At 58.9% G+C, this 18,686-nt stretch carries 23 protein-coding genes; 11 read left to right on the forward strand and 12 right to left on the reverse strand.

The window, feature by feature from the left end; genetic code table 11:
* Position 1: 1 nt before the first annotated feature.
* The 4 genes from flgK to GOW09_RS19310 all read right to left on the reverse strand — a co-directional run bounded on the left by flgK (position 2) and on the right by GOW09_RS19310 (position 5,090).
* Positions 2 to 1,453 carry a flagellar hook-associated protein FlgK gene (gene flgK, locus GOW09_RS19295; RefSeq protein WP_171120120.1) on the reverse strand — a complete coding sequence of 484 codons (1,452 nt, stop codon included), beginning with the start codon at positions 1,451 to 1,453 and terminating at the stop codon, positions 2 to 4.
* 32 nt (positions 1,454 to 1,485) lie between these two features.
* Positions 1,486 to 2,781, reverse strand: a complete 1,296-nt coding sequence (locus GOW09_RS19300; RefSeq protein WP_171120121.1) for a flagellar hook protein FlgE — start codon at positions 2,779 to 2,781, stop codon at positions 1,486 to 1,488.
* Between the two features lie 91 nt (positions 2,782 to 2,872).
* Complete coding sequence (locus tag GOW09_RS19305) at positions 2,873 to 3,712, reverse strand: flagellar motor protein MotB (RefSeq protein WP_171120122.1); 840 nt, start codon at positions 3,710 to 3,712, stop codon at positions 2,873 to 2,875.
* 85 nt (positions 3,713 to 3,797) lie between these two features.
* Complete coding sequence (locus GOW09_RS19310) at positions 3,798 to 5,090, reverse strand: FliI/YscN family ATPase (RefSeq protein WP_371808062.1); 1,293 nt, start codon at positions 5,088 to 5,090, stop codon at positions 3,798 to 3,800.
* A gap of 132 nt (positions 5,091 to 5,222) precedes the next feature.
* Here GOW09_RS19310 and GOW09_RS19315 point away from each other — a divergent pair, with 132 nt between their 5' ends.
* Genes GOW09_RS19315 through GOW09_RS19355 form a run of 9 tightly spaced genes read left to right on the forward strand, consistent with a single transcriptional unit; the run spans position 5,223 to position 9,767 of the window.
* Positions 5,223 to 5,609: a FlgB family protein gene (locus GOW09_RS19315; RefSeq protein ID WP_171120127.1), complete on the forward strand. Its 387-nt coding sequence runs from the start codon at positions 5,223 to 5,225 to the stop codon at positions 5,607 to 5,609.
* A gap of 11 nt (positions 5,610 to 5,620) precedes the next feature.
* Positions 5,621 to 6,007, forward strand: a complete 387-nt coding sequence (gene flgC / locus GOW09_RS19320; RefSeq protein ID WP_170345698.1) for a flagellar basal body rod protein FlgC — start codon at positions 5,621 to 5,623, stop codon at positions 6,005 to 6,007.
* 12 nt (positions 6,008 to 6,019) lie between these two features.
* Positions 6,020 to 6,310: a flagellar hook-basal body complex protein FliE gene (gene fliE / locus GOW09_RS19325; protein ID WP_171120129.1), complete on the forward strand. Its 291-nt coding sequence runs from the start codon at positions 6,020 to 6,022 to the stop codon at positions 6,308 to 6,310.
* Positions 6,311 to 6,314: 4 nt separating this feature from the next.
* Positions 6,315 to 6,587, forward strand: coding sequence for a flagellar biosynthetic protein FliQ (locus GOW09_RS19330; RefSeq protein WP_152459750.1), 273 nt, complete (start codon positions 6,315 to 6,317; stop codon positions 6,585 to 6,587).
* Positions 6,587 to 7,306, forward strand: a complete 720-nt coding sequence (locus GOW09_RS19335; protein WP_171120131.1) for a flagellar hook-basal body complex protein — start codon at positions 6,587 to 6,589, stop codon at positions 7,304 to 7,306. Before GOW09_RS19330 ends, GOW09_RS19335 begins: the two co-directional genes overlap by 1 nt.
* Before the next feature lie 12 nt (positions 7,307 to 7,318).
* Positions 7,319 to 8,104, forward strand: coding sequence for a flagellar basal-body rod protein FlgG (gene flgG, locus GOW09_RS19340; protein ID WP_171120134.1), 786 nt, complete (start codon positions 7,319 to 7,321; stop codon positions 8,102 to 8,104).
* Positions 8,104 to 8,520, forward strand: a complete 417-nt coding sequence (gene flgA / locus GOW09_RS19345; protein ID WP_171120136.1) for a flagellar basal body P-ring formation chaperone FlgA — start codon at positions 8,104 to 8,106, stop codon at positions 8,518 to 8,520. Before flgG ends, flgA begins: the two co-directional genes overlap by 1 nt.
* The gene (gene flgH, locus GOW09_RS19350) at positions 8,520 to 9,251 is read left to right on the forward strand and encodes a flagellar basal body L-ring protein FlgH (protein WP_171120216.1); all 732 of its coding nucleotides are present in this window, start codon (positions 8,520 to 8,522) and stop codon (positions 9,249 to 9,251) included. The genes flgA and flgH overlap by 1 nt, the downstream gene beginning before the upstream one ends.
* A 9-nt stretch (positions 9,252 to 9,260) precedes the next feature.
* The gene (locus GOW09_RS19355; protein ID WP_171120138.1) at positions 9,261 to 9,767 is read left to right on the forward strand and encodes a flagellar basal body-associated protein FliL; all 507 of its coding nucleotides are present in this window, start codon (positions 9,261 to 9,263) and stop codon (positions 9,765 to 9,767) included.
* Positions 9,768 to 9,800: 33 nt separating this feature from the next.
* Here the strand turns inward: GOW09_RS19355 and GOW09_RS19360 are convergent, their stop codons facing one another.
* From GOW09_RS19360 to GOW09_RS19395, 8 genes are all read right to left on the reverse strand, one after another.
* Entirely contained in the window at positions 9,801 to 10,187 is a 387-nt protein-coding gene (locus tag GOW09_RS19360; RefSeq protein ID WP_171120139.1) for a hypothetical protein, read from the reverse strand.
* On the reverse strand, positions 10,184 to 11,272 hold the full coding sequence (gene flhB / locus GOW09_RS19365) for a flagellar type III secretion system protein FlhB (protein WP_171120141.1): 1,089 nt from the start codon (positions 11,270 to 11,272) through the stop codon (positions 10,184 to 10,186). The genes GOW09_RS19360 and flhB overlap by 4 nt, the downstream gene beginning before the upstream one ends.
* Positions 11,269 to 12,042: a flagellar biosynthetic protein FliR gene (locus GOW09_RS19370; protein WP_171120144.1), complete on the reverse strand. Its 774-nt coding sequence runs from the start codon at positions 12,040 to 12,042 to the stop codon at positions 11,269 to 11,271. The genes flhB and GOW09_RS19370 overlap by 4 nt, the downstream gene beginning before the upstream one ends.
* Positions 12,039 to 14,126 carry a flagellar biosynthesis protein FlhA gene (gene flhA, locus GOW09_RS19375; protein ID WP_171120146.1) on the reverse strand — a complete coding sequence of 696 codons (2,088 nt, stop codon included), beginning with the start codon at positions 14,124 to 14,126 and terminating at the stop codon, positions 12,039 to 12,041. Before flhA ends, GOW09_RS19370 begins: the two co-directional genes overlap by 4 nt.
* A gap of 9 nt (positions 14,127 to 14,135) precedes the next feature.
* A complete protein-coding gene (locus GOW09_RS19380; RefSeq protein WP_371808059.1) occupies positions 14,136 to 14,834 on the reverse strand; it encodes a transglycosylase SLT domain-containing protein in 699 nt (232 codons plus the stop codon).
* A gap of 73 nt (positions 14,835 to 14,907) precedes the next feature.
* Entirely contained in the window at positions 14,908 to 15,336 is a 429-nt protein-coding gene (locus tag GOW09_RS19385) for an Lrp/AsnC family transcriptional regulator (RefSeq protein ID WP_171120148.1), read from the reverse strand.
* Between the two features lie 52 nt (positions 15,337 to 15,388).
* On the reverse strand, positions 15,389 to 16,708 hold the full coding sequence (locus GOW09_RS19390; RefSeq protein WP_171120150.1) for an MFS transporter: 1,320 nt from the start codon (positions 16,706 to 16,708) through the stop codon (positions 15,389 to 15,391).
* 3 nt (positions 16,709 to 16,711) lie between these two features.
* Positions 16,712 to 16,969: a metal-sensing transcriptional repressor gene (locus GOW09_RS19395; protein ID WP_171120152.1), complete on the reverse strand. Its 258-nt coding sequence runs from the start codon at positions 16,967 to 16,969 to the stop codon at positions 16,712 to 16,714.
* Between the two features lie 133 nt (positions 16,970 to 17,102).
* Here GOW09_RS19395 and GOW09_RS19400 point away from each other — a divergent pair, with 133 nt between their 5' ends.
* Together GOW09_RS19400 and GOW09_RS19405 are read left to right on the forward strand one after the other, a co-directional pair.
* A complete protein-coding gene (locus tag GOW09_RS19400; RefSeq protein ID WP_171120154.1) occupies positions 17,103 to 17,717 on the forward strand; it encodes a ribonuclease D in 615 nt (204 codons plus the stop codon).
* On the forward strand, positions 17,714 to 18,682 hold the full coding sequence (locus tag GOW09_RS19405) for an SIS domain-containing protein (RefSeq protein WP_171120156.1): 969 nt from the start codon (positions 17,714 to 17,716) through the stop codon (positions 18,680 to 18,682). The genes GOW09_RS19400 and GOW09_RS19405 overlap by 4 nt, the downstream gene beginning before the upstream one ends.
* Positions 18,683 to 18,686: the final 4 nt, after the last annotated feature.

Consider the following 18,686-nt stretch of genomic DNA (forward strand, 5'->3'; position numbering starts at 1 on the left):
GTCACAACCTCAGAAGAGTTTCCATAAGCTCGTCAACAACCGAGATGACACGAGCGTTTGCGGCATAAGTCTGTTCGACCTGCATGAGCCGCTGTAGTTCCTGATCGGTATCCACGCCCTGCGCGGCCTCGATTTGCGCCATTTGCTGCTGGAAGCTGTTTGCAAAAGTCTTGCGTTGATCTGCGGCATGGGCGTGTGCGCCCGCTTTCGACAACAGGGCCTCGGTCAACTCGGCAGCGCGCATGTTTCCCGTGCCGAACAGCCCGCCGGGTACCGGACGTGCGTCGTTCAATATGTTCCCGAACGCGCGCAGTTGAGCAGCCTGCCCGGGGTCACCCGGAGTTGCGGCACCCAGACCCGCGCGCAGTTTCCAACTGTCCCCGCCATTGTCAGGGTCCACGGTTGAATTGAGTGAAATCCGTGATGCCAGCCCGACAACAGATGCAGGATCAAATCGGTTGCCATCGTCGGTGAACAGACCAAGGTCTGTCGCAAGAGCCGACGAATCCAAACCGGGCGTTTCAAATCGTTCAATCAGGTCCCTTGCAACCGTGTCGAGCTGAACCTGCGCCTCGACTGCCAAGTCGTCGCGGATGGTGAACTGCGCCATCAGTGCCCCGCCGCGGATTTGAGCGTTGTCTCCACTTGTCCGTACCGGGTTGCCGTTCATCTCCAGACCGGACAACAGACCATTTGCCACGGTCATGTGAGGCTTTGTTTCGCCGGTCGTGGAAAAAGTGAACTCCGAGGCCGTGCCTTCCAGCAGGATCAGCCCGCCCTCCGAGTACAGGGATATCTGATCATTGGCGCGCGGCACGACATTGACCGGGATCAAGGTATTGACCTGGTCGATCAGGACATGCCGCTGATCCAGCAGGGCACCGATGTCACCGCCAGAGTTTTGAATGGCGGGAATCTTGGCGTTCAGTTCTTCGATATCTTTCAGAGTCTGATTCAGGGTGTTGATCTGGGCGCCAATTTTTCGATCAGCATCCGAGCGTGCCTGGCGTACGCCTTCGGACGCCGCGTTCAGCTCGTTGGTCAGATCGCGGGCCGAGCGCGCAACCTGATCCAGCCGTTCGATCGAGTCAGGCAGACTGGCCGCCGTGATAAAGGCGTTTTCCAACGAGGACAGACGGGTAGACAGCGAAGGGCCGTCATCAGGAGACCCCACCAGTTGTTCGAACCGTGCGTGAAAATCTGAAACGTCCGACCGAAAGGCGAGTTCGGCATCAGACGAACGTCTGTTGGCGGTCAAAACCGGATCCTGATGCCGGATCACGCCAACGGTGCGTACGCCATTTCCGGAAATTGGGCTTGTGGCAAGTTCTAGGGACCGGCGCGCATAGCCGGGGGTCAGCGCATTCGCGATGTTTCCGGACACCACAGCGGCCCCGCGACTGGCCGCAGTCAGCCCGCCCAATGCGTTATTGAGTGCTGTCGACATGTTCATGAGGCCGCTCCTTTCTTTGGGTCAGAGCTGGATTAACGTTTCAGGTTTGTCGTTTCCTGCAACATCTCGTCCACCGTCTGGATCACCGTGGCGCTGGAGGAGTAAGCACGTTGCGTCTGAATCAGTGAGGTCAGCTCGGTCGCTACATCCGTGGTGGATTCCTCACGCGCGAAAGAAACAAGATCCCCGGTCGGGCCTTCGCCGGCATTCCAAAGAAAGAACGTACCGCTTTCACGGGAAGGCGCGTAAGTCTGGCTGTCCAACGCGGTTAAACCGTTGGGATTGGGGACATCTGCCAACGGAATCTGGTACATCCGGCGACTGACGCCGGTGTCGTAGAACGCGTAGACATATCCTCTCTCATCGACCTGAACGCTGGTCATTGTTCCCACGGCAGAACCGTCACGTGTGATCGAAACAGGCGCGAACGTGTCGGACAATTGGGTTATCCCGTCTGCATCCCCGATCAGGCCGATATTGACCTCCATCGGTCCGCCGGCGACGTTGACCATGACACTGCCCGTTGCCGGATCATAAGCTCCGCCAGAAACAGGTGTGACGCTGGCCAGAGTGCCGCCTGCCGTTCGGTTGTCGGTGAATGTCAGCGTGTATTCACCGATGACCGCGCCACCCGACGCCGAGTCACGCAAGACCATGGTCCATTCGTTGCTGCTGCCGGTTGCGGGAACCGTTGGGATCAGCTGGATATCGACGCTTTCAGACTTGCCGAGATTGTCGAAATACTCAACCGACAAAGGTTGAACGTCGCCCGGCGCGCCCGCATTTGTCGCCGTGGCCGGAAGGTTCATACGCAGTTTCATTTCTGTGGTTGGTGAACCCGACAGCTGGTTCACGCTCAGCTGAATGGGTTCAAGCGCGGCGGGTGTATCTCGCGAAACCGGTGGAATAGTGCCATCAAGTGCCGCGGGCCACCCCAGAAGAACAAGGCCTGATTCGGTAACCAAATACCCTTCTTCGTTGGTGCGGAACGACCCGGTGGTTGTCAGCAGCATCTCGTTCGAATTATTCCCGATCTGCGAACTGGGGCGCACAGGCAACATGCCGCGCCCGCGAACTGCCAGATCGGTTGAGTTGCTGGTTGTGACCAGGGGCCCGCGTTGATCAATCATGCGCTGGCTTGTCGTCCGCACGCCGCCTGCCGAATAGCTGCCACCCTGGCCCGACGTGACCATTGAATGAAAATCCGTCTCGACCCGTTTATACCCGTAGGTTGAAGAATTCGCGATGTTGTCGGAAATCGTCGCCAACCTGTTGGCATTGGCTTTCAGCGCCGCCACACCGGCATTGAGCGAAGAGGAAATGGTCATGGGTGCGCCCTTCTGTTGCGTCCGTCTTTGATGCAACAGGTAACGCGCTGCCCCTTAACAGCGCGCTAACATGTAAAATACGCTCTATCATTTAGGGCTGGCGCAGAAAGATCACTTCGATCCTGTTGTTCCGCGCAGCCATGGGATTGTCGGCGAACAATTCTCGGTCTGCATGGCCCGTAACACGATCCATCCTTTGTGCCGCAACGCCCTTGTCCTGTAGCAATTGACGCAATTTTTGGGCCCTTGCCGTGGACAGTTCCCAGGCAGTGTTGCGCGCCTGCACAACCGGAGACGCGCTGACATGCCCTTCGACGGCGATCGAATTGACGACAAGATCCGAGGCTCGGGCGATGATCAGGGCCAGGGACCGCAGAAAGCTGGTTGGCTTGTCAGAACCCGATTCGAACAATGCCTGATCGTCGGTGTCGAACAGTTCCACCACCAATCCTTCATCGGTGACCCGTGTGACGATATGCTTGAGCAGTTTGTCCGAGACCTCGCTTTCACCCGTGCGCCCCAGCAGTTGCGCCTCCAGGGTAGAGAAATCTTCCTTGGCCCCTTTGCCGCCGCCCTCGGCATTCACTCCGATCGAGCCACGGGCCTGATGCGATTCGGTCGGATGTGTGGTCGTGGCACCCTGACCGTCCCGCAGCAGCACTTCTTCAGACAGCATGCTGTCGCCGCCAAACGCCCCGTCCCCGCCGCCGGATTCCGGGCTTAGCGGGATTGTCGGCGCGAAATAATCCGCCAACCCTTTTCGTTGCTGTTCCGTTGTTGCGTTCAGCAGCCACATCAACATGAAGAAGGCCATCATGGCCGTCACAAAGTCGGCATACGCGACTTTCCACGCGCCACCGTGATGGCCATCGCCACCCGATACACGCTTCTTCTTGATGATGATTGGCGCTGCATTGGTTTGCGCACCCATCTCCACCACCTTTTTATCACCCGACTATCGGAATAGCAGTGCAGGTCTTAAGGCGGCCTTAATACTTAAAACTGTTCCGAGTTCACTAACGCGGCAGGCCGGCCGAGGCACGGCGCAGAATCAGGGACAAGCGGTTGAAGCTGTTTTCAATCCCTTCGGAATCGGGTTTGCCGAAAAACGCGTCCAACTCCTCATGAACGCGCACGGCCTGATCCAAGAGCGGATCTGATCCTTCTGAATACAGCCCGGCCTTTATCATGACTTCGGATTGTTCGTAGCTGCCGACAAGTTTGCGGGTTTCGTTGATCATCTGGTTCTCGGCCTCTGACGCGGCCTCTGGAAGGCTGCGGGATACGGATTTGCTGAGGTCGATGGCCGGGAAGCGCCCGCGTTCGGCAATCTCGCGGCTGAGCACGATATGCCCGTCCAACACACCGCGCAGAATGTCAGCGATGGGTTCATCCATGTCGGAGCCCGCAACGAGGACGCTGAACACGGCGGTGATATCACCCTGCTCCTGCGTGCCGGGGCCTGCGCGTTCACACAGATTGCCAATCAGGGGGGTGACAGAGGGTGGATACCCTCGGAGTGACGGGGCTTCGCCCATGGCAACGGCGATTTCACGGTGCGCTTCCGCGAAACGGGTTACCGAATCGGCCAGAAACAGGACGTTCAGCCCCAGATCCCGCAGAAACTCTGCCGCCGACATGGCCGACCACGCGCACCGTCTGCGCGCCAATGCAGACTGGTCGGACGTCGCGGCGACTACGATAGTGCGCTTCATGGCTTCCGGGCCTATGGCGCGGGCAACAAATTCGTTCACTTCACGCCCGCGTTCGCCGACAAGAGCCACCACAACCACGTCAGCCTGCATGAAGCGCGCCAGCGTCGACAGCAGCGTTGATTTCCCCACACCCGATCCCGCAAACAACCCAACGCGTTGACCGCGCACGATCGGCAGCATGGTGTTGAGAACGGATAGTCCGGTGGCCATCCGCTTTCCCAATGGCTTGCGCGCCACCGCAGGCGGGGGGGCTTGCATGATATCGCGATCCTGTGGCCCGTTCAGCAGGGGTTTTCCGTCCAGCGGTTTGCCAAACGGATCAATGACGCGCCCAAGCCAGTGCAATGCGGGCGCGAACCCCGGCGAGGGATCAAGGTACACACGGTCCCCGAGGCTGACACCGTCCGGGGCGGAACCCGGAATCATGTGGATATGGTCTGCACCGACATGCAGCACTTCACCGGCCAGATCGGGCCCCGCGCGCCGCCGCAATGTAAGCAAGTCTCCGATTCGCGCATGTTCGTTGAGGCCACTGATCTCGATCAACCCTTGTGCGACGCTACTGACCAGGCCCACGTGGCGGATCGAAGTCATCCGATCGAATTCATGTTTCAGAAGCATCGGGTCGAGATCGGACATCTTGGGTTCTCCAATTGGGTTCCGAAAACGGTTTCTAAAGGAATCGGGGTTAAGCCTTGATTGAAATTGATCGAGGGAGAAGCCCCGATGTTCTATGACTTGAACGTCCTTAAGACCGCGTACGCAATGGCAACCCATGCCGGGCAACGGCAGGCGGTGATTGCGCGCAACATGGCCAATGCGGATACGCCGGGCTACCAGCCGCGCGATATCGACCCCTTCCATAAAGCACTTGAAAACTCGGGACGCGAAGTGACCATGATGGCCACGCGGCGGGGTCATCTGCATGGCGGTACGGGTACGCAGCCTTGGGCAGAGCACCAGGCCGCTCCGTCGGGTGATCCAAATGGCAACGGCGTATCGCTTGAAGAAGAGATGCTGAAATCGGTCGAGGTCAAACGACAGCACGACCGCGCGTTGGCGATCTACAAATCCTCGATGAACATCCTTCGCACCAGTCTGGGACGTGGATAAGGAGGCCGAGGATGAGCGATTTTTCCCACTCACTTGCGGCATCCGCCAGCGCCCTGCGTGCGCAGGCAGCCCGGCTGCGCCACGTGTCCGAAAACATATCGAATGCGGATACGCCCGGGTACCGGCGCAAGACGGTGCCGTTTGAGACCATAGAAAAAGATGGTCAGAACGTGGTGCAAGCTGGCCGCGTAAAGCTTGATCGACGCGACCTGACACGAATTTTCGACCCCGGCCACCCGATGGCAGATGCCAGTGGTCACTATCTGGGATCGAATGTCGATCTGATGATCGAAATAGCCGACGCGCGTGAGGCGCAGCGGAGCTACGAAGCTAACCTCAAGATGTTCGATCAGACACGGCAAATGTCGTCGTCATTGATGGAACTGCTCAGAAAATAAAGGACAGCCAGAATGGACATCCGATCCTTGACCGCCGCGCAGAATTATGCCGGCGCCCGTCCTGCAACCCAGGCCGACCCAGATCACTCGGGCATGGTGCAGAGGCTGAAGGCAAGTTTTCAGGACTTTGCCTCCACGTTGAAACACAGCGAGCAGATGTCGCAGACCGCGATGGTCGTGCAAGCCGACCCGCACGCGCTGGTGCAGGCGCTGGCACAGACCGAACTGGCCGTCGAGACAGCTGTGATCGTTCGCAACAAGGTGGTCGAGGCCTATCAGGAAATCCTTCGGATGCCGGTCTGATACCATGCTGAGCGAAGGTCTTTTCTATGACATCGTACGTCAGGCTCTCTGGATCGCCGTCATCACATCGGTCCCGATTCTGGCAGTTGCTCTGGTGTCAGGCCTGATCGTTGGTCTGTTTCAGGCCCTGACGTCGATACAGGAAATGACACTGACCTTTGTTCCCAAACTGATCGCCATCGTCGTCGTGTTCTGGATCTCGATGGGGTTCATGACTCAGACCCTTGTTACGTTTTTCACCGGTACGCTTGTTCCATTGATCGCAGGAGGTCGCTGATGGACACCGCCTATGTCACCCTGTCCCGCCAGTCCGGGCTGATGAACGAAATGCGCCTGGTGGCGAATAACATCGCAAATGCCAACACGACCGGCTATCGCCAGCAGGGGCTGGTGTTCTCGGAATACATTCGAGATATGCCGAACAGCCCCTCCCTCTCCATGAGCCGGGCCGAGGCGCGAAATTCGTCAATACAACAAGGCGTGCTGACGCAAACCGGCGGGCAATTTGATTTTGCCATCGAGGGCGACGGGTTCTTCATGGTCGAAACCGAGAACGGCAACCGGCTGACGCGGGCTGGCAGCTTTTCTCCCAATGCCGATGGCGATCTGGTTTCAATGGATGGTGCGCGCGTGCTCGATGCCAATGGCGCGCCTGTGTTCATCCCGCCTGACGCCGCGTCAATCGATGTCGGCAGCGACGGAACGCTGAGTGTCGATGGTCAGCTTCTGGGTCAGCTGGGCGTTTTCAACGTCGCCGATACGAACGAACTTGTACGCGAAGGAAACACTCGTTTCCGCACCGACGGTGCGATTGAGCCGGTCGACGAGCCGGTGGTTTTGCAACGCTTTCTCGAAGGGTCAAACGTGAACGCGATTCAGCAAGTTACCCGTTTGGTGGAAATCCAGCGCGCCTATGAACTGGGGCAAAGCTTTCTTGAGAGCGAAGATGAGCGCGTGCGTGGAGCACTCAAGGCGCTGATGCGCAGATTTGGATGAGGAGAGTTAGATATGCGGGCCCTTAAAATTGCCGCCACCGGGATGACAGCGCAACAGATGCGGGTCGAGACGATCTCGAACAACCTCGCGAATATGAACACCACCGGCTACAACGCCCGACGGGCCGAATTCGCCGACCTGCATTATCAACAGATGGCGCGGGCCGGCACCGTGAACGCGTCGGACGGAACGGTTCTGCCCACGGGTATTCAACTGGGTCTGGGTGTGCGACCGGCCGCGGTGACAGTTCAATTGGAACAAGGGGCCTTGTCGGCCACCGGGAGCGATCTGGATGTTGCAATCGAAGGTCGCGGATATCTGGAGGTGACCTTGCCCAGCGGTCAGGCCGCGTATACGCGCGACGGCAGTTTGAAGCGGTCGGCAGAGGGCCTGATCGTCACCTCTGACGGGTTTGCGGTTTCGCCGGAAATCACCATCCCTGACGATGCGCGTTCTGTTTCGATCAACGCGTCGGGCGAGGTCTATGCATATTTTGACGATTCCCCCGAAGGTCAGTTGCTTGGGGAGTTTACGCTGGCCAGTTTTTCGAACGCCAAAGGCCTGGAAGCCGTCGGAGGCAATCTGTTCAAGGAAACCGAAGCTTCGGGTGCTCCGGTTCTGGGTACGCCGGGCGAAGACGGTCTGGGAACTTTGCGACAGGGTTATCTGGAAGACAGTTCGGTTGACGCCGTTCGCGAAGTTACCGAGCTGATCGAAGCGCAACGCGGCTATGAGATGAATGCCAAAGTCATCACGGCGGTGGACCAGATGATGAGCGCGACAACGCAGGTACGGTGATGCGACTTCTGGTTCTTTCTCTGGTGCTTCTGGCGCCAATTGCCGCCCAGGCTGACATTGTGGTGCCGACACGTACGATCCGGGCCAAGGAAGTCATTTCTGCGGCCGATCTCGAGTTGAAGCCAACAGATGTTGCCGATGCAATTTCAGACCCTGATCTTCTGATCGGACAAGAGGCCCGGGTGGCGCTCTACCCCGGTCGGCCAATTCGCGGCTCTGATGTCGGGCCACCTGCCATCGTGGATCGAAACGATCTGGTCGTGCTGGTGTTCAGCAGCCAACCCTTGTCGATCACCACAGAGGGCCGGGCCTTGGGGCGCGGCGCGGCGGGGGATCGCATTCGGGTCATGAACCTTTCATCCCGAACAACCGTAACAGGCCGAATCCGTCCGGACGGTCAAATCGAGGTACAATGATGCACGGATTGCCAAAAACCCTTGTCCTGACGGCTTTTGCCTTGTCCGCATGTGGACGAATGGATCATTTGGGCAAACCGCCAAGTTTCACACCCAACGAGGATTCCCCGGAACAGGTTGCAATGTTGTGGCCGGGATTGCCATTGCACACCCAACCCCAGCGAAACGTCGACCGGTCCTCTTTGTGGAGCGGCGGGCAGCATTCGTTGCTGGGCGACCAGCGGGCGATCAAGAAAGGCGACATTCTGACCGTCGTCATCGAGCTGGACGAGAAGGCAGAAATTTCGAACAATACCAGACGATCCCGATCTGGGTCCGAGAACCTCGAAGTCCCCAGCCTCTTCGGCCTGCCTCAGCGCGTGCAAAAGAACCTGCCCCAGGGCGCGTCATTGGATGAAGCCGTTTCGATTGAAGCGGATTCCTCGAGCTCTGGCCGGGGATCCGTCAGGAGAAACGAAAAACTGACTCTGCGTGTTGCCGCAACAGTGCTGGATGTGTTGCCGAACGGAGTTCTTTCAATATCGGGATCCCAGGAGTTGCGGGTCAACTTCGAACTGCGAGAGCTTCTTGTGACGGGATATGTCCGCCCGCAGGACATCTCGCGGCAAAACGAAATAACCTATGACAAAATCGCGTCAGCGCGCGTGTCATATGGCGGCAGAGGGCAGATAACGGATGTCCAGCAACCCCGCTATGGTCAGCAAGTTCTTGATTCCCTTTTGCCGTTCTGAGGTGAGATCGTGGTCGCGAAATTGATTCCCGTGATTTTTCTGATTGTTGGACTCGGCGCGGGTATTGGCGCGGGTCTGGTTCTTGCACCTGCAAAAAAACCTGAAACTGCCGTTGCCGAAAAAGAAGCAGTCAAAGAGGATAAGTCGGCCGGCAAAAAAACCGGGAAATCAAAGGAAAAAGGCGAGGGGGAAAGCTTTGGTTATCTGAAAATGACCAAGCAATTCGTCGTCCCCGTTGTAAAAGACGACCAGATCGAAGCCATGGTAACGCTGTCGCTGAGCCTTGAGGCGAACCCGGACATTACAGAAACCTTTTATGCAATCGAGCCTAAACTCAGGGATGGCTTTCTTCAGGTTCTTTTTGACCATGCAAACACGGGCGGCTTTGACGGGGCTTTTACAGAATCCGGGAACTTGGATGTATTGCGGAATTCCTTGCTGGAAGTGGCGCGCAAAGAATTTGGCGACGACGTGTCCAAAGTGCTGATCCTGAGTGTAAACCGACAAGACAGCTGACACTGACCGGCCCGATACGTCGGGTCGGTCAAGCTAGGGCCCGAAGTGCTTTTTGGCATTTGCTTTTCGGTTTGCCTGCTGAATTTTCTTCCGCAGTGTTTCCACCGCTTGTTTTCGCCCAAAGGCAGTACGCAAAGCTTCCATTCCGGCCAGTTTCTGCGCGCGCGTTCGTGCCAGTTGCAGGTTCAATTGTCTCCGCGTCGCGGACTCCCAACTATTCCAGAGTACGTCGGTCCCTGAAACCTGATAGCCTTCGACCTTGGTGCTGTCTTGGCGCGCCTGACGGAGTTGACCGTCCAATCTGGCAAGTTGCTGCTTGATCCGTGCCTCGGCCTCCAGGATCGGTCGCAGCGCTTGAAATTGCTTCTGAAACGCTGCGTTGGTCACTTTTTCCAGATCGGGTAATTGCGTCTGAGTCATCGAACTTGCTCCTTCGCGCGTTTTCGCATCGCTTCGGCAAACCGGATCGCGGCGGCAACAGGACGATAGTGCTCTTCGGCGATCTCCTGACCTATTTCCACGGTCGCGTGAAGGGCACGAGCTGTGTGAGGGTCTGAATGGATCGGAACGCCTGCTTCTCCTGCGGCGGATCGGATAGTGGCGGCGATTTCGTCCACCCCTTTGGCAACGCAAACCGGGGCGCTGCCCGCAACCCGTGTCCATTTAAGCGCCACAGCATAATGGGTGGGGTTTACGATCACGACATCCGCGCCTGGAACATTTGCCAACATTTGGTTGGTTGCGATTTCCTGTGCGCGCTGGCGCCGGTGTTGTTTGACATGTGGGTCGCCCTCGGCATCCTTGGTTTCATCCATGATCTCCTTGCGGGACATACGGTTCTTGCGCATGTGTTCGGCATATTGCCAAAGGAAATCGACGACCCCGATGGCCAGTGCGATTGCGATCACGATGAACAGAAAGCGAAACAGCAGGTTCATCATGAGCAGAATGGATGACTTTGCCGGTGCCGCGCTGGCAGACAGAATCTCGGTTAGATTGGCTTTCAGAAAAAGCGCAAGGCAGGTGCTGTAGATCAACAGTTTGGTGGTGCTTTTGGCAAACTCGAACAGGCCACCCCGCCCGAACTTGTTCTTTGCGTTCGAAACCAGAGAGATACGCGAAAGTTTTGGTTTCAATTTGCTTGGGGCAAAGATCAGCGCGCGCTGGGCGATCAAGTTCAGGAGAACAGCCGCCGCAGGAAGGCAGAACAGCAAAGCAACAGGCAGCAGGGCACTTTTCAAAACCCCCGCAACCGGAGCATGCGATGGCCCATCCGTCAGAAGCCGTGCAAATGCGTCGGACTGATCGATCAGAACCATGAACCCGGTGCCCATATGCTCGACGCTGTATTGACCGACTGTAAGCAGGGAGATCAGAAGCCCGGTATATGCCGCCACAACCGACAAGTCGTTGGATTTTGGAACCTCACCCTTCTCGCGCGCCTTCAGCAGCTTTTGCGGTGTCGGCTCGTATGACTTGTCGCTGTCGTCATCACCTGCGCTCATCTTTGCGCTCCCATCGGGTTGGTGAAGAAGGCAACCAGCGCGTCAGCCCACACGGACAGGATCAGCGGTGTACCGGCAAACAGCAGAAACAGCCCGGCGAAGGTGATTGCAGGAGCGCCTACGAAGGCCACCATCAGCTGGGGCATTGCCCGGTTGATGACCCCAAGTGCCAGGTTGTAGATCAAAGAGGCGATGACGAACGGCGTTGCCAGTGCAAAAGCCAGCCCAAAGCTGTTGGCGACCTGATGCAATCCCCAGCGCGACGCATCTGCGGCATCAGGTACCAGCCCTATTGGGAACAGGGCATAATTCTGGATCAGGAACTGCGCGGCCCGGATGTGCAGGTCCATGATTACGGCAAGTGTCAGCCCTGCCAGGGTCAGCAGGTATCCCATGGCGGGGACCGGATCGGCCGCCGCGCCACCCAGCAGTTGCGACAATGACGTGGACTGAGCCGCAATAGACCCCGCGGTTTGCAGCGCGAGAACGAACAGGCGCAGGCCTATCCCCAGGACAAGCCCGATCAGAACTTCGGTGCCGACCAGCCGCACGGTCGCCCAAAGGCTGGGATCTATTCTGACGGGGGGCGCAGCGGGCAGTATGATCAGCGTGAAAGCAACGGAAGCACCAAGCTTTACCCGTGTCGGAATACTGCGCTCACCGAAAGCTGGAAGCAGCGAAACAAGAGCGGAGACGCGCAGAAATACGACAAAGGCCTGCCAGATTGCTTCGGCCAGCTGCGACAGCATTTCTGGCGGCAGGGCAATCACGCTGCAACAGTTCCGACCAAGGCAGGTTTGGCTTCCAGCCCGATTTCTTCGAAGGACAAAACCGGGTTGGGCACGCCGCGTGCCTGCATGACGGTGCGCAGCAACCGACGGCGCCGGGTCGAGGTCACGACGGCCGGAAACAGACCGTTGTCAGCGGATTTGGCGATGGTGCTCACGACTCCGTCGGCCAGTTTGTTGAACACGTTCGGGGGCAGCGCGACGTCCATGCCGGTATTTGGGGCGTCGATCTGGTAAGAGGCGAATGTGTCCTCCCATTCCGGGGCCAACTGGATCAGAGGGATCGAACCATCCTCGCGCTTCATGTCCGCGACCAGCTGAAAGCCAAGACGCTGACGCACCAGTTCACAGATGCCTTCGGGCTGGGTTGTGGTCAGCCGCGCCTCGGCGACACTTTCAAGGATCAGCGCCATGTTCCGGATCGACACACGTTCGTCAAGCAGCAGGCGCAGAACCGCGTGCAAAGTGTCGATCGGCACTTTGTCGGGGATCAGTTCATCCAGCAGTTTGCGGTTGGCTTCGGCGCGTACCGGGTCGCTCAGACGGGTCATTTCCGACAGCAGGCGACGGAGGGATTTCAGGGTCAGCAGGCGCGAGAAGTTCTGTTTGATGATCTCCAGCAGATGGGTGGCAAGAATTTCGGGCGGTGAGACTATAGTGGCACCATTCAGCGCGGCGTCCTCCTGATCCTTGGGCAGGATCCAGCGTGCCGGAGCACCATAGACCGGCTCGGTCACGTCATTGCCCTCCGGCAGCAGGTCAAACCCGTCCTGCACGAGCGCCAGGATGAGATCGGGGTGCAAGACACCGCGTGCCTGTTCGACGCCCTGAACCTTGATCACATACGTTCCGGTCGGCAGGTCGGCGCGGTCGGTCAAGCGGATTTCGGGCAGGATCAGGCCAAAGGTCGACGCCACATAGGTCCGCATATTGGCAATTCGGGCGTCCAGCCCGGTGCCCGGATTCAGAACCATGCTGACCAGATCCGGCGCGAAGTCCAGATGGACATCATCCAGGTCCAGGATGTCGCCGATAGCTTGGGATGTCGGCGCTTCGGTTTCGGTCGAGGGCAGGTTTGCCGATGCGGTTGCGTCTTGCTGTTTTCGGTGAACATTGTAAGCCGCGTATCCCAGAATGGCCGCGCCAAGGATGAATGGCAGAAAAGGGAGACCGGGCACCAGAGCGAACAGAACCATGAGCACCGCGACGGTGGACAATGCTGCCGGGTGGCGGCCAAGTTGAGAAAAGATGGCGTTGTCTGTGGCCCCCTGCGTGCCGCCCCGTGCCAGCAGAAGGGCGGACGCTATGGAAATGATGACGGCGGGAATTTGGGACACCAACCCGTCGCCGACGGTCAGAATCGCATAGGTTTCGAACGCCGAGGCCACGGGCATTCCATGTACGACGACGCCCATGACCAGGCCCATGACAAGGTTCAGCAACGTGATCAGAAGCCCGGCGACGGCGTCACCTTTCACGAATTTCGACGCACCGTCGAGCGAACCGAAGAATGTCGTCTCCTGCTGTTCCAGCTCTCGCCGTTCCTTGGCCTGCTGATGATCGATTGCCCCGGCGGACATGTCGCTGTCGATCGCAAGTTGTTTGCCGGGCATCCCGTCCAACGCAAAGCGTGCGCCTACTTCGGCCATTCGGGCGGCGCCTTTGGTGATGACCATGAAATTCACGATCAGCAGCACGCCGAACACCACCAGGCCAAGAAAAATGCTGCCGCCCATGACGAAACTGGCAAAACCCTCGATCACGTCTCCTGCCGCATTCGGGCCGGTGTGCCCCTGCCCGATGATCAGTTTCGTCGACGAAACATTCAGCGACAGGCGCAACATCAGAGACGCCAGCAGAATCGTCGGGAAGGACGAAAAGTCCAGCGGGCGTTCAATGAACAGGGTCAGGGTGAAGATCAGGATCGCCAGCGCAAAGGAGGCCGCCAAACCCACGTCCAGAACCCAGGCTGGCATGGGCAGGATCATCATGACGATAACCGTCATCAGCGCAATCGCCAGCAGGACAGTAGGCGAAAACAGGGACTGGATGTCGATCTTGGGCACGCGAAACTCCTAATTGAAGGCGATAAACGCTGTTGCGGCGCCTGCGGCTGGCACCAGAGACCCAAGCGCGCCGGTACGGGGCGATGCCGCCGGAATGGGGATCAAGGGGAGTCCGGCCCCGGTGAACGGATCCCGAGATCTGGCCGCAACCCGGGTTCGGGGGCCACCCTCGAGCTGTGCCAGCACCGTTTGAAACCGCTCTTTGTAAGCTTCGGCAAGGGGTGATGTGCGGGAATGGTAAGCCCCCGCTGCCGCGGGCCACGATCCAAGCTCGGCATGGAGTTCGTTCAGGAACCGGGCGGCGTAGGTTGCATTCTCATCTGGATCGAACATCGCGTCTATCGAACGGAAGGCTTTGCCGTGCCAGCGATAATTGATCTGAAAACAGCCCACATCAAAGCTGCGTGCGCCGGTTTTGAAGATTTTGAACGCATAGGCCTTGGCTTCGACCTCGGACTTGAACCAGTACCCCTGACCGCCGACATTGATCGTCCAGGGCCAGGGCTGCAACCGGCCGTCCAGCCTGCGCCCGGTTTCAACGCGCGAGATGGCGCGCAGCACGTCCAGGGGCACGCCTTCGGACAAAGCGGCGCGGCGCGCGGCCTGATCGCACAGGTCACCGGTTTTGGCATCTGGCATGGCAAACCCTGCCTGCGCCAAAAGCACATGCACCAACATGAGTAACAGCGGGAACTTCTGATTTGGCATTCTGCCGGTCCGGGATTCTGATCTGTCCCGGCCAAGCTAGCCAACGATCGGTTTACAGAGAGTTATCGCCGCTTCAGTTTCGATCTATCCTGCGCCCGAACACAACGCTGGTATTGGTGCGCAGGACACCGGGGATCTTCGCCAGGTCGTCGACCAGAATGTCCAGATCCTCCAGCCTGGGCGCCTCTGCCGACAGCATAAGATCGAACTCTCCGTTGATCGACAGGCATAGCTTGACCTCGGGGTAGGCTTCGAGCCGCCTGATGATCCGGCTGGTTTCCTTTTGCTGCACTTCAAGCATGACGATGACCTGCACTTTCGGCGTGTCTTCAGTGGACCCGAGGCGTACGGAATATCCTTCGATCAGGCCGCGCTGTTCCATCCGGTTTATTCGCTCGTGCACGGTTGTCCGGGCAACACCCAGTGTGGTCGCAATCTGCGTGGTCGAGGCGCGCGCGTTGGCTTGCAGGGCGGCGATGATGCGACGGTCAAGCTGGTCCATTGGGGCTCTGGTTTGTGGTCATTGCGGGTTGAGATCAGGTCCAAGCGCCCGCTCAGGGTTCGCGCGGGATGCGCGGGTGCAGATCGTCGATGATGATCGGATGCGCGTGCGGGCCTGACCCGGCCAGATGTGGATGATCGGGCGGCAGGTCGGGGTGATCATGGGTGATCGGTTCCTGGTCGAGGCGCGGCCACAGGCCGATTGCACCGACGACGCCGGCCACGGACAGCGTCGCCATGCTGCTGAGTGTCACGGTCGGACCAAACACGGTCATCAGCCACCCTGCCAGCGGGTAAAGAACCAGCCAGCAGCCATGCGAAAGGGTAAACTGTGCGGCGAAGACGGCAGGGCGATCCTCGGGGTGGGCCGACCGGGTCAAAAGGCGGCCCGAGGGTGTCAGGGTGGTGGAATATCCGAAACCGGTGAATGCCCACAACGCGGTCAGCAACCCGAGCGACAGAGGAGCAATTGCGGCCAGCATCGCGGCGACGGCCATGGAACCAGTGGCAAAAGCGGCGCCCGCGACCATGACCCGACGGTCCTCGATCCGATCCAGAAGGCGGGGCAAGGAAAAGGCCGCCAGCATCGATCCGCCCCCGAACCCGGCCAGGGCAATGGCCACGGCGCTTTCCGACAGGCCCAGATTGGCACGCACGATGACCACGGTGTTCACGATCACCATCGAGCTCAGCGCCGCCGCGCTCCAGCTGAGTGCAAGCAGCCCGCGCAACCGGGGTGTTTTCAGATAGATACGTATGCCACGTGTTGTGCGGTCATAGATGCCGCGGGGTCGGCTTGGCTTGGGTGACGGGAGCACGACCGAGACAACCAGCATTGCCGATGCGACAAAACCCAGCGCAGTACCCCAGAACAGGCTGTTGAAGCTGACCAGCAGCAGCAATGCGGCGGCGAACATCGGGCTCAGCAGGCTTTCCATATCGTAGGCCAGGCGCGACAGCGACAAGGCACGCGTGTATTCAGCTTCGTCCGGCAGCACGTCCGGAATCGTGGCCTGAAAGGCGGGCGTAAAGCCCGCCGACGCAGATTGCAGCACGAAGATCAGCACGTAGATTTGCCAGACTTCGGTCACGAACGGCAGGCACACTGCCACCGCAGCGCGGATCAGGTCCAGCACGACCAGCATCTTGCGACGATCCAGACGCTCGGCAAAAGCAGCGGCCAGCGGTGCAACGGTGACATAAGCCACCATTTTGATCGTCAGTGCCGTGCCAAGGACAAGGCCCGCAGCATTCCCGGCCAGATCAAAGGCGAGCAGCCCAAGGGCGACCGTGGCCAGCCCGGTTCCGGTCAGAGCAACGATCTGGGCGGCGAACAGGTGGCGGTAGGTGCGGTGTTTCAGAATACTCAGCATGGCTCAGAGGTACTTTGTAATCGCCTTGAAGTCTTCGATCCCGCCGCCATGGTCGTCAGCGGACAGGCAGTGTTCGATATGATCGTGAATCAAAGCGCGTTTGGCATTGGTGACGGCTTTTTCTACTGCAAACAACTGTTGGGCGACGTCCGAACAGGGCGCGTGCTCCTCGAGCATGGCAATGACCTTGGCCAGGTGCCCATGGGCCCGCTTCAGCCGGGCCGTAATCTGTGGATGTGACTGGTGGGCGTTGTCTGACATGGCTTATCCATATCCCCCCGATGGGGATATGGTCAAGGATTTGGCATCGAATGGCCCGCGACTTTCGGACGGCGTTGAGTTTGGAGACCAAACCGCCTATCTCGGAGGCGATATCGCACAAAGGAATAGTCGCGTGGCGAACCATTTGTACAAAAACGATCTGCCGGATGGGCTGGATCTGGGCCCGGTTGTGGCCATTGACTGTGAAACCATGGGGCTGAACCCGCATCGCGATCGCCTGTGCGTGATTCAAATTTCAGGCGGTGACGGAAACAGCCATATCATCCAGGTGGACAAGGGCCAGACCGAAGCCCCGAACCTGAGTGCCATGCTGGAAAACCCTGATGTCCTGAAGCTGTTCCATTTCGGGCGGTTCGACATCGCCGCGATGTATCACACCTTTGGTGCCCTGGCCGCGCCGGTTTACTGCACCAAGATCGCCAGCCGGCTGGTGCGCACCTACACCGACCGCCACGGGTTGAAGAACCTGTGCCAGGAACTGATTGGCGTGGATATCTCGAAACAACAGCAGATGAGCGACTGGGGCGCTGATACCCTCACGGATGCTCAGCTGGACTATGCGGCCTCGGACGTTCTTTATCTGCACCGCCTGCGGGACGAGTTGAACAAGCGACTGGCGCGCGAGGGCCGGACCGAGATGGCGCAGGCCTGTTTTGATTTCCTGCCGATGCGTGCGAAGCTGGATCTCGCCGGTTGGCCCGAAACGGATATCTTTGCACACTCATGACCGACACCGAAGCATTCCTGAGAACCGCCCGCCAGGTCGTCACCGACGAGGCCCGCGCGCTGGACGTGCTGGCCGACAGCCTTGACGAGCATTTTGCAGAGGCGGTGCATCTGATCCTGAAAGCCACCGGGCGCATCATTATCAGCGGCATCGGAAAATCGGGCCATATCGGCCACAAGATTGCCGCCACTCTGGCCAGTACCGGAACGCCTGCCTATTTCGTGCACCCGGCCGAGGCCAGCCATGGCGATCTGGGCATGGTTTCCAAAGGCGATGTGGTGCTGGCGATTTCGAATTCGGGCGAAGCGCCCGAGCTGGCCAACCTGCTGGCCTTTACGCGCCGCTTTGGCATTCCGCTGATCGGGCTATCCAGCAAGCCAGAAAGCACGTTGATGAAACAGGCCGATGTGCATCTGCTGATCCCGTCGATGGGCGAGGCCTGCGGTTTCGGCATGGTGCCTTCGATCTCGACGACGCTGACCCTAGCCATGGGCGATGCGCTGGCCATTGCGCTGATGAAGTATCGCGACTTCCGCCCCGAGGATTTTCGCGCCTTCCACCCCGGCGGAAAACTGGGTGCGCGGCTGAGTACGGTGCGTGACCTGATGCATACCGGCGACGCTCTGCCTCTGGTCGCGGCGAACACCCCGATGAGCGACGCGCTGATCGAAATCAGCCAAAAGGGTTTCGGCGTGGCCGGTGTAACGGATGCGCAGGGGCATTTGTCGGGCATCATTACGGACGGTGACTTGCGGCGGCATATGGACGGTCTGCTGGACAAAACGACCGAGCAGGTCATGACCGCCAATCCGACCACCATAACACCGGGCGCATTGGCCGAAGAGGCGGTGGCGATCATGAATGATCGCAAGATCACTTCGCTGTTTGTGGTCGACGAGGCTGCATCCGGGCAGGCGCTGGGTCTTCTGCATATCCACGACTGTTTGCGCGTCGGTCTGGGCTGAGGGA

This window comes from Ruegeria sp. HKCCA5463 (assembly GCF_013034175.1).
Lineage (GTDB): Bacteria > Pseudomonadota > Alphaproteobacteria > Rhodobacterales > Rhodobacteraceae > Ruegeria.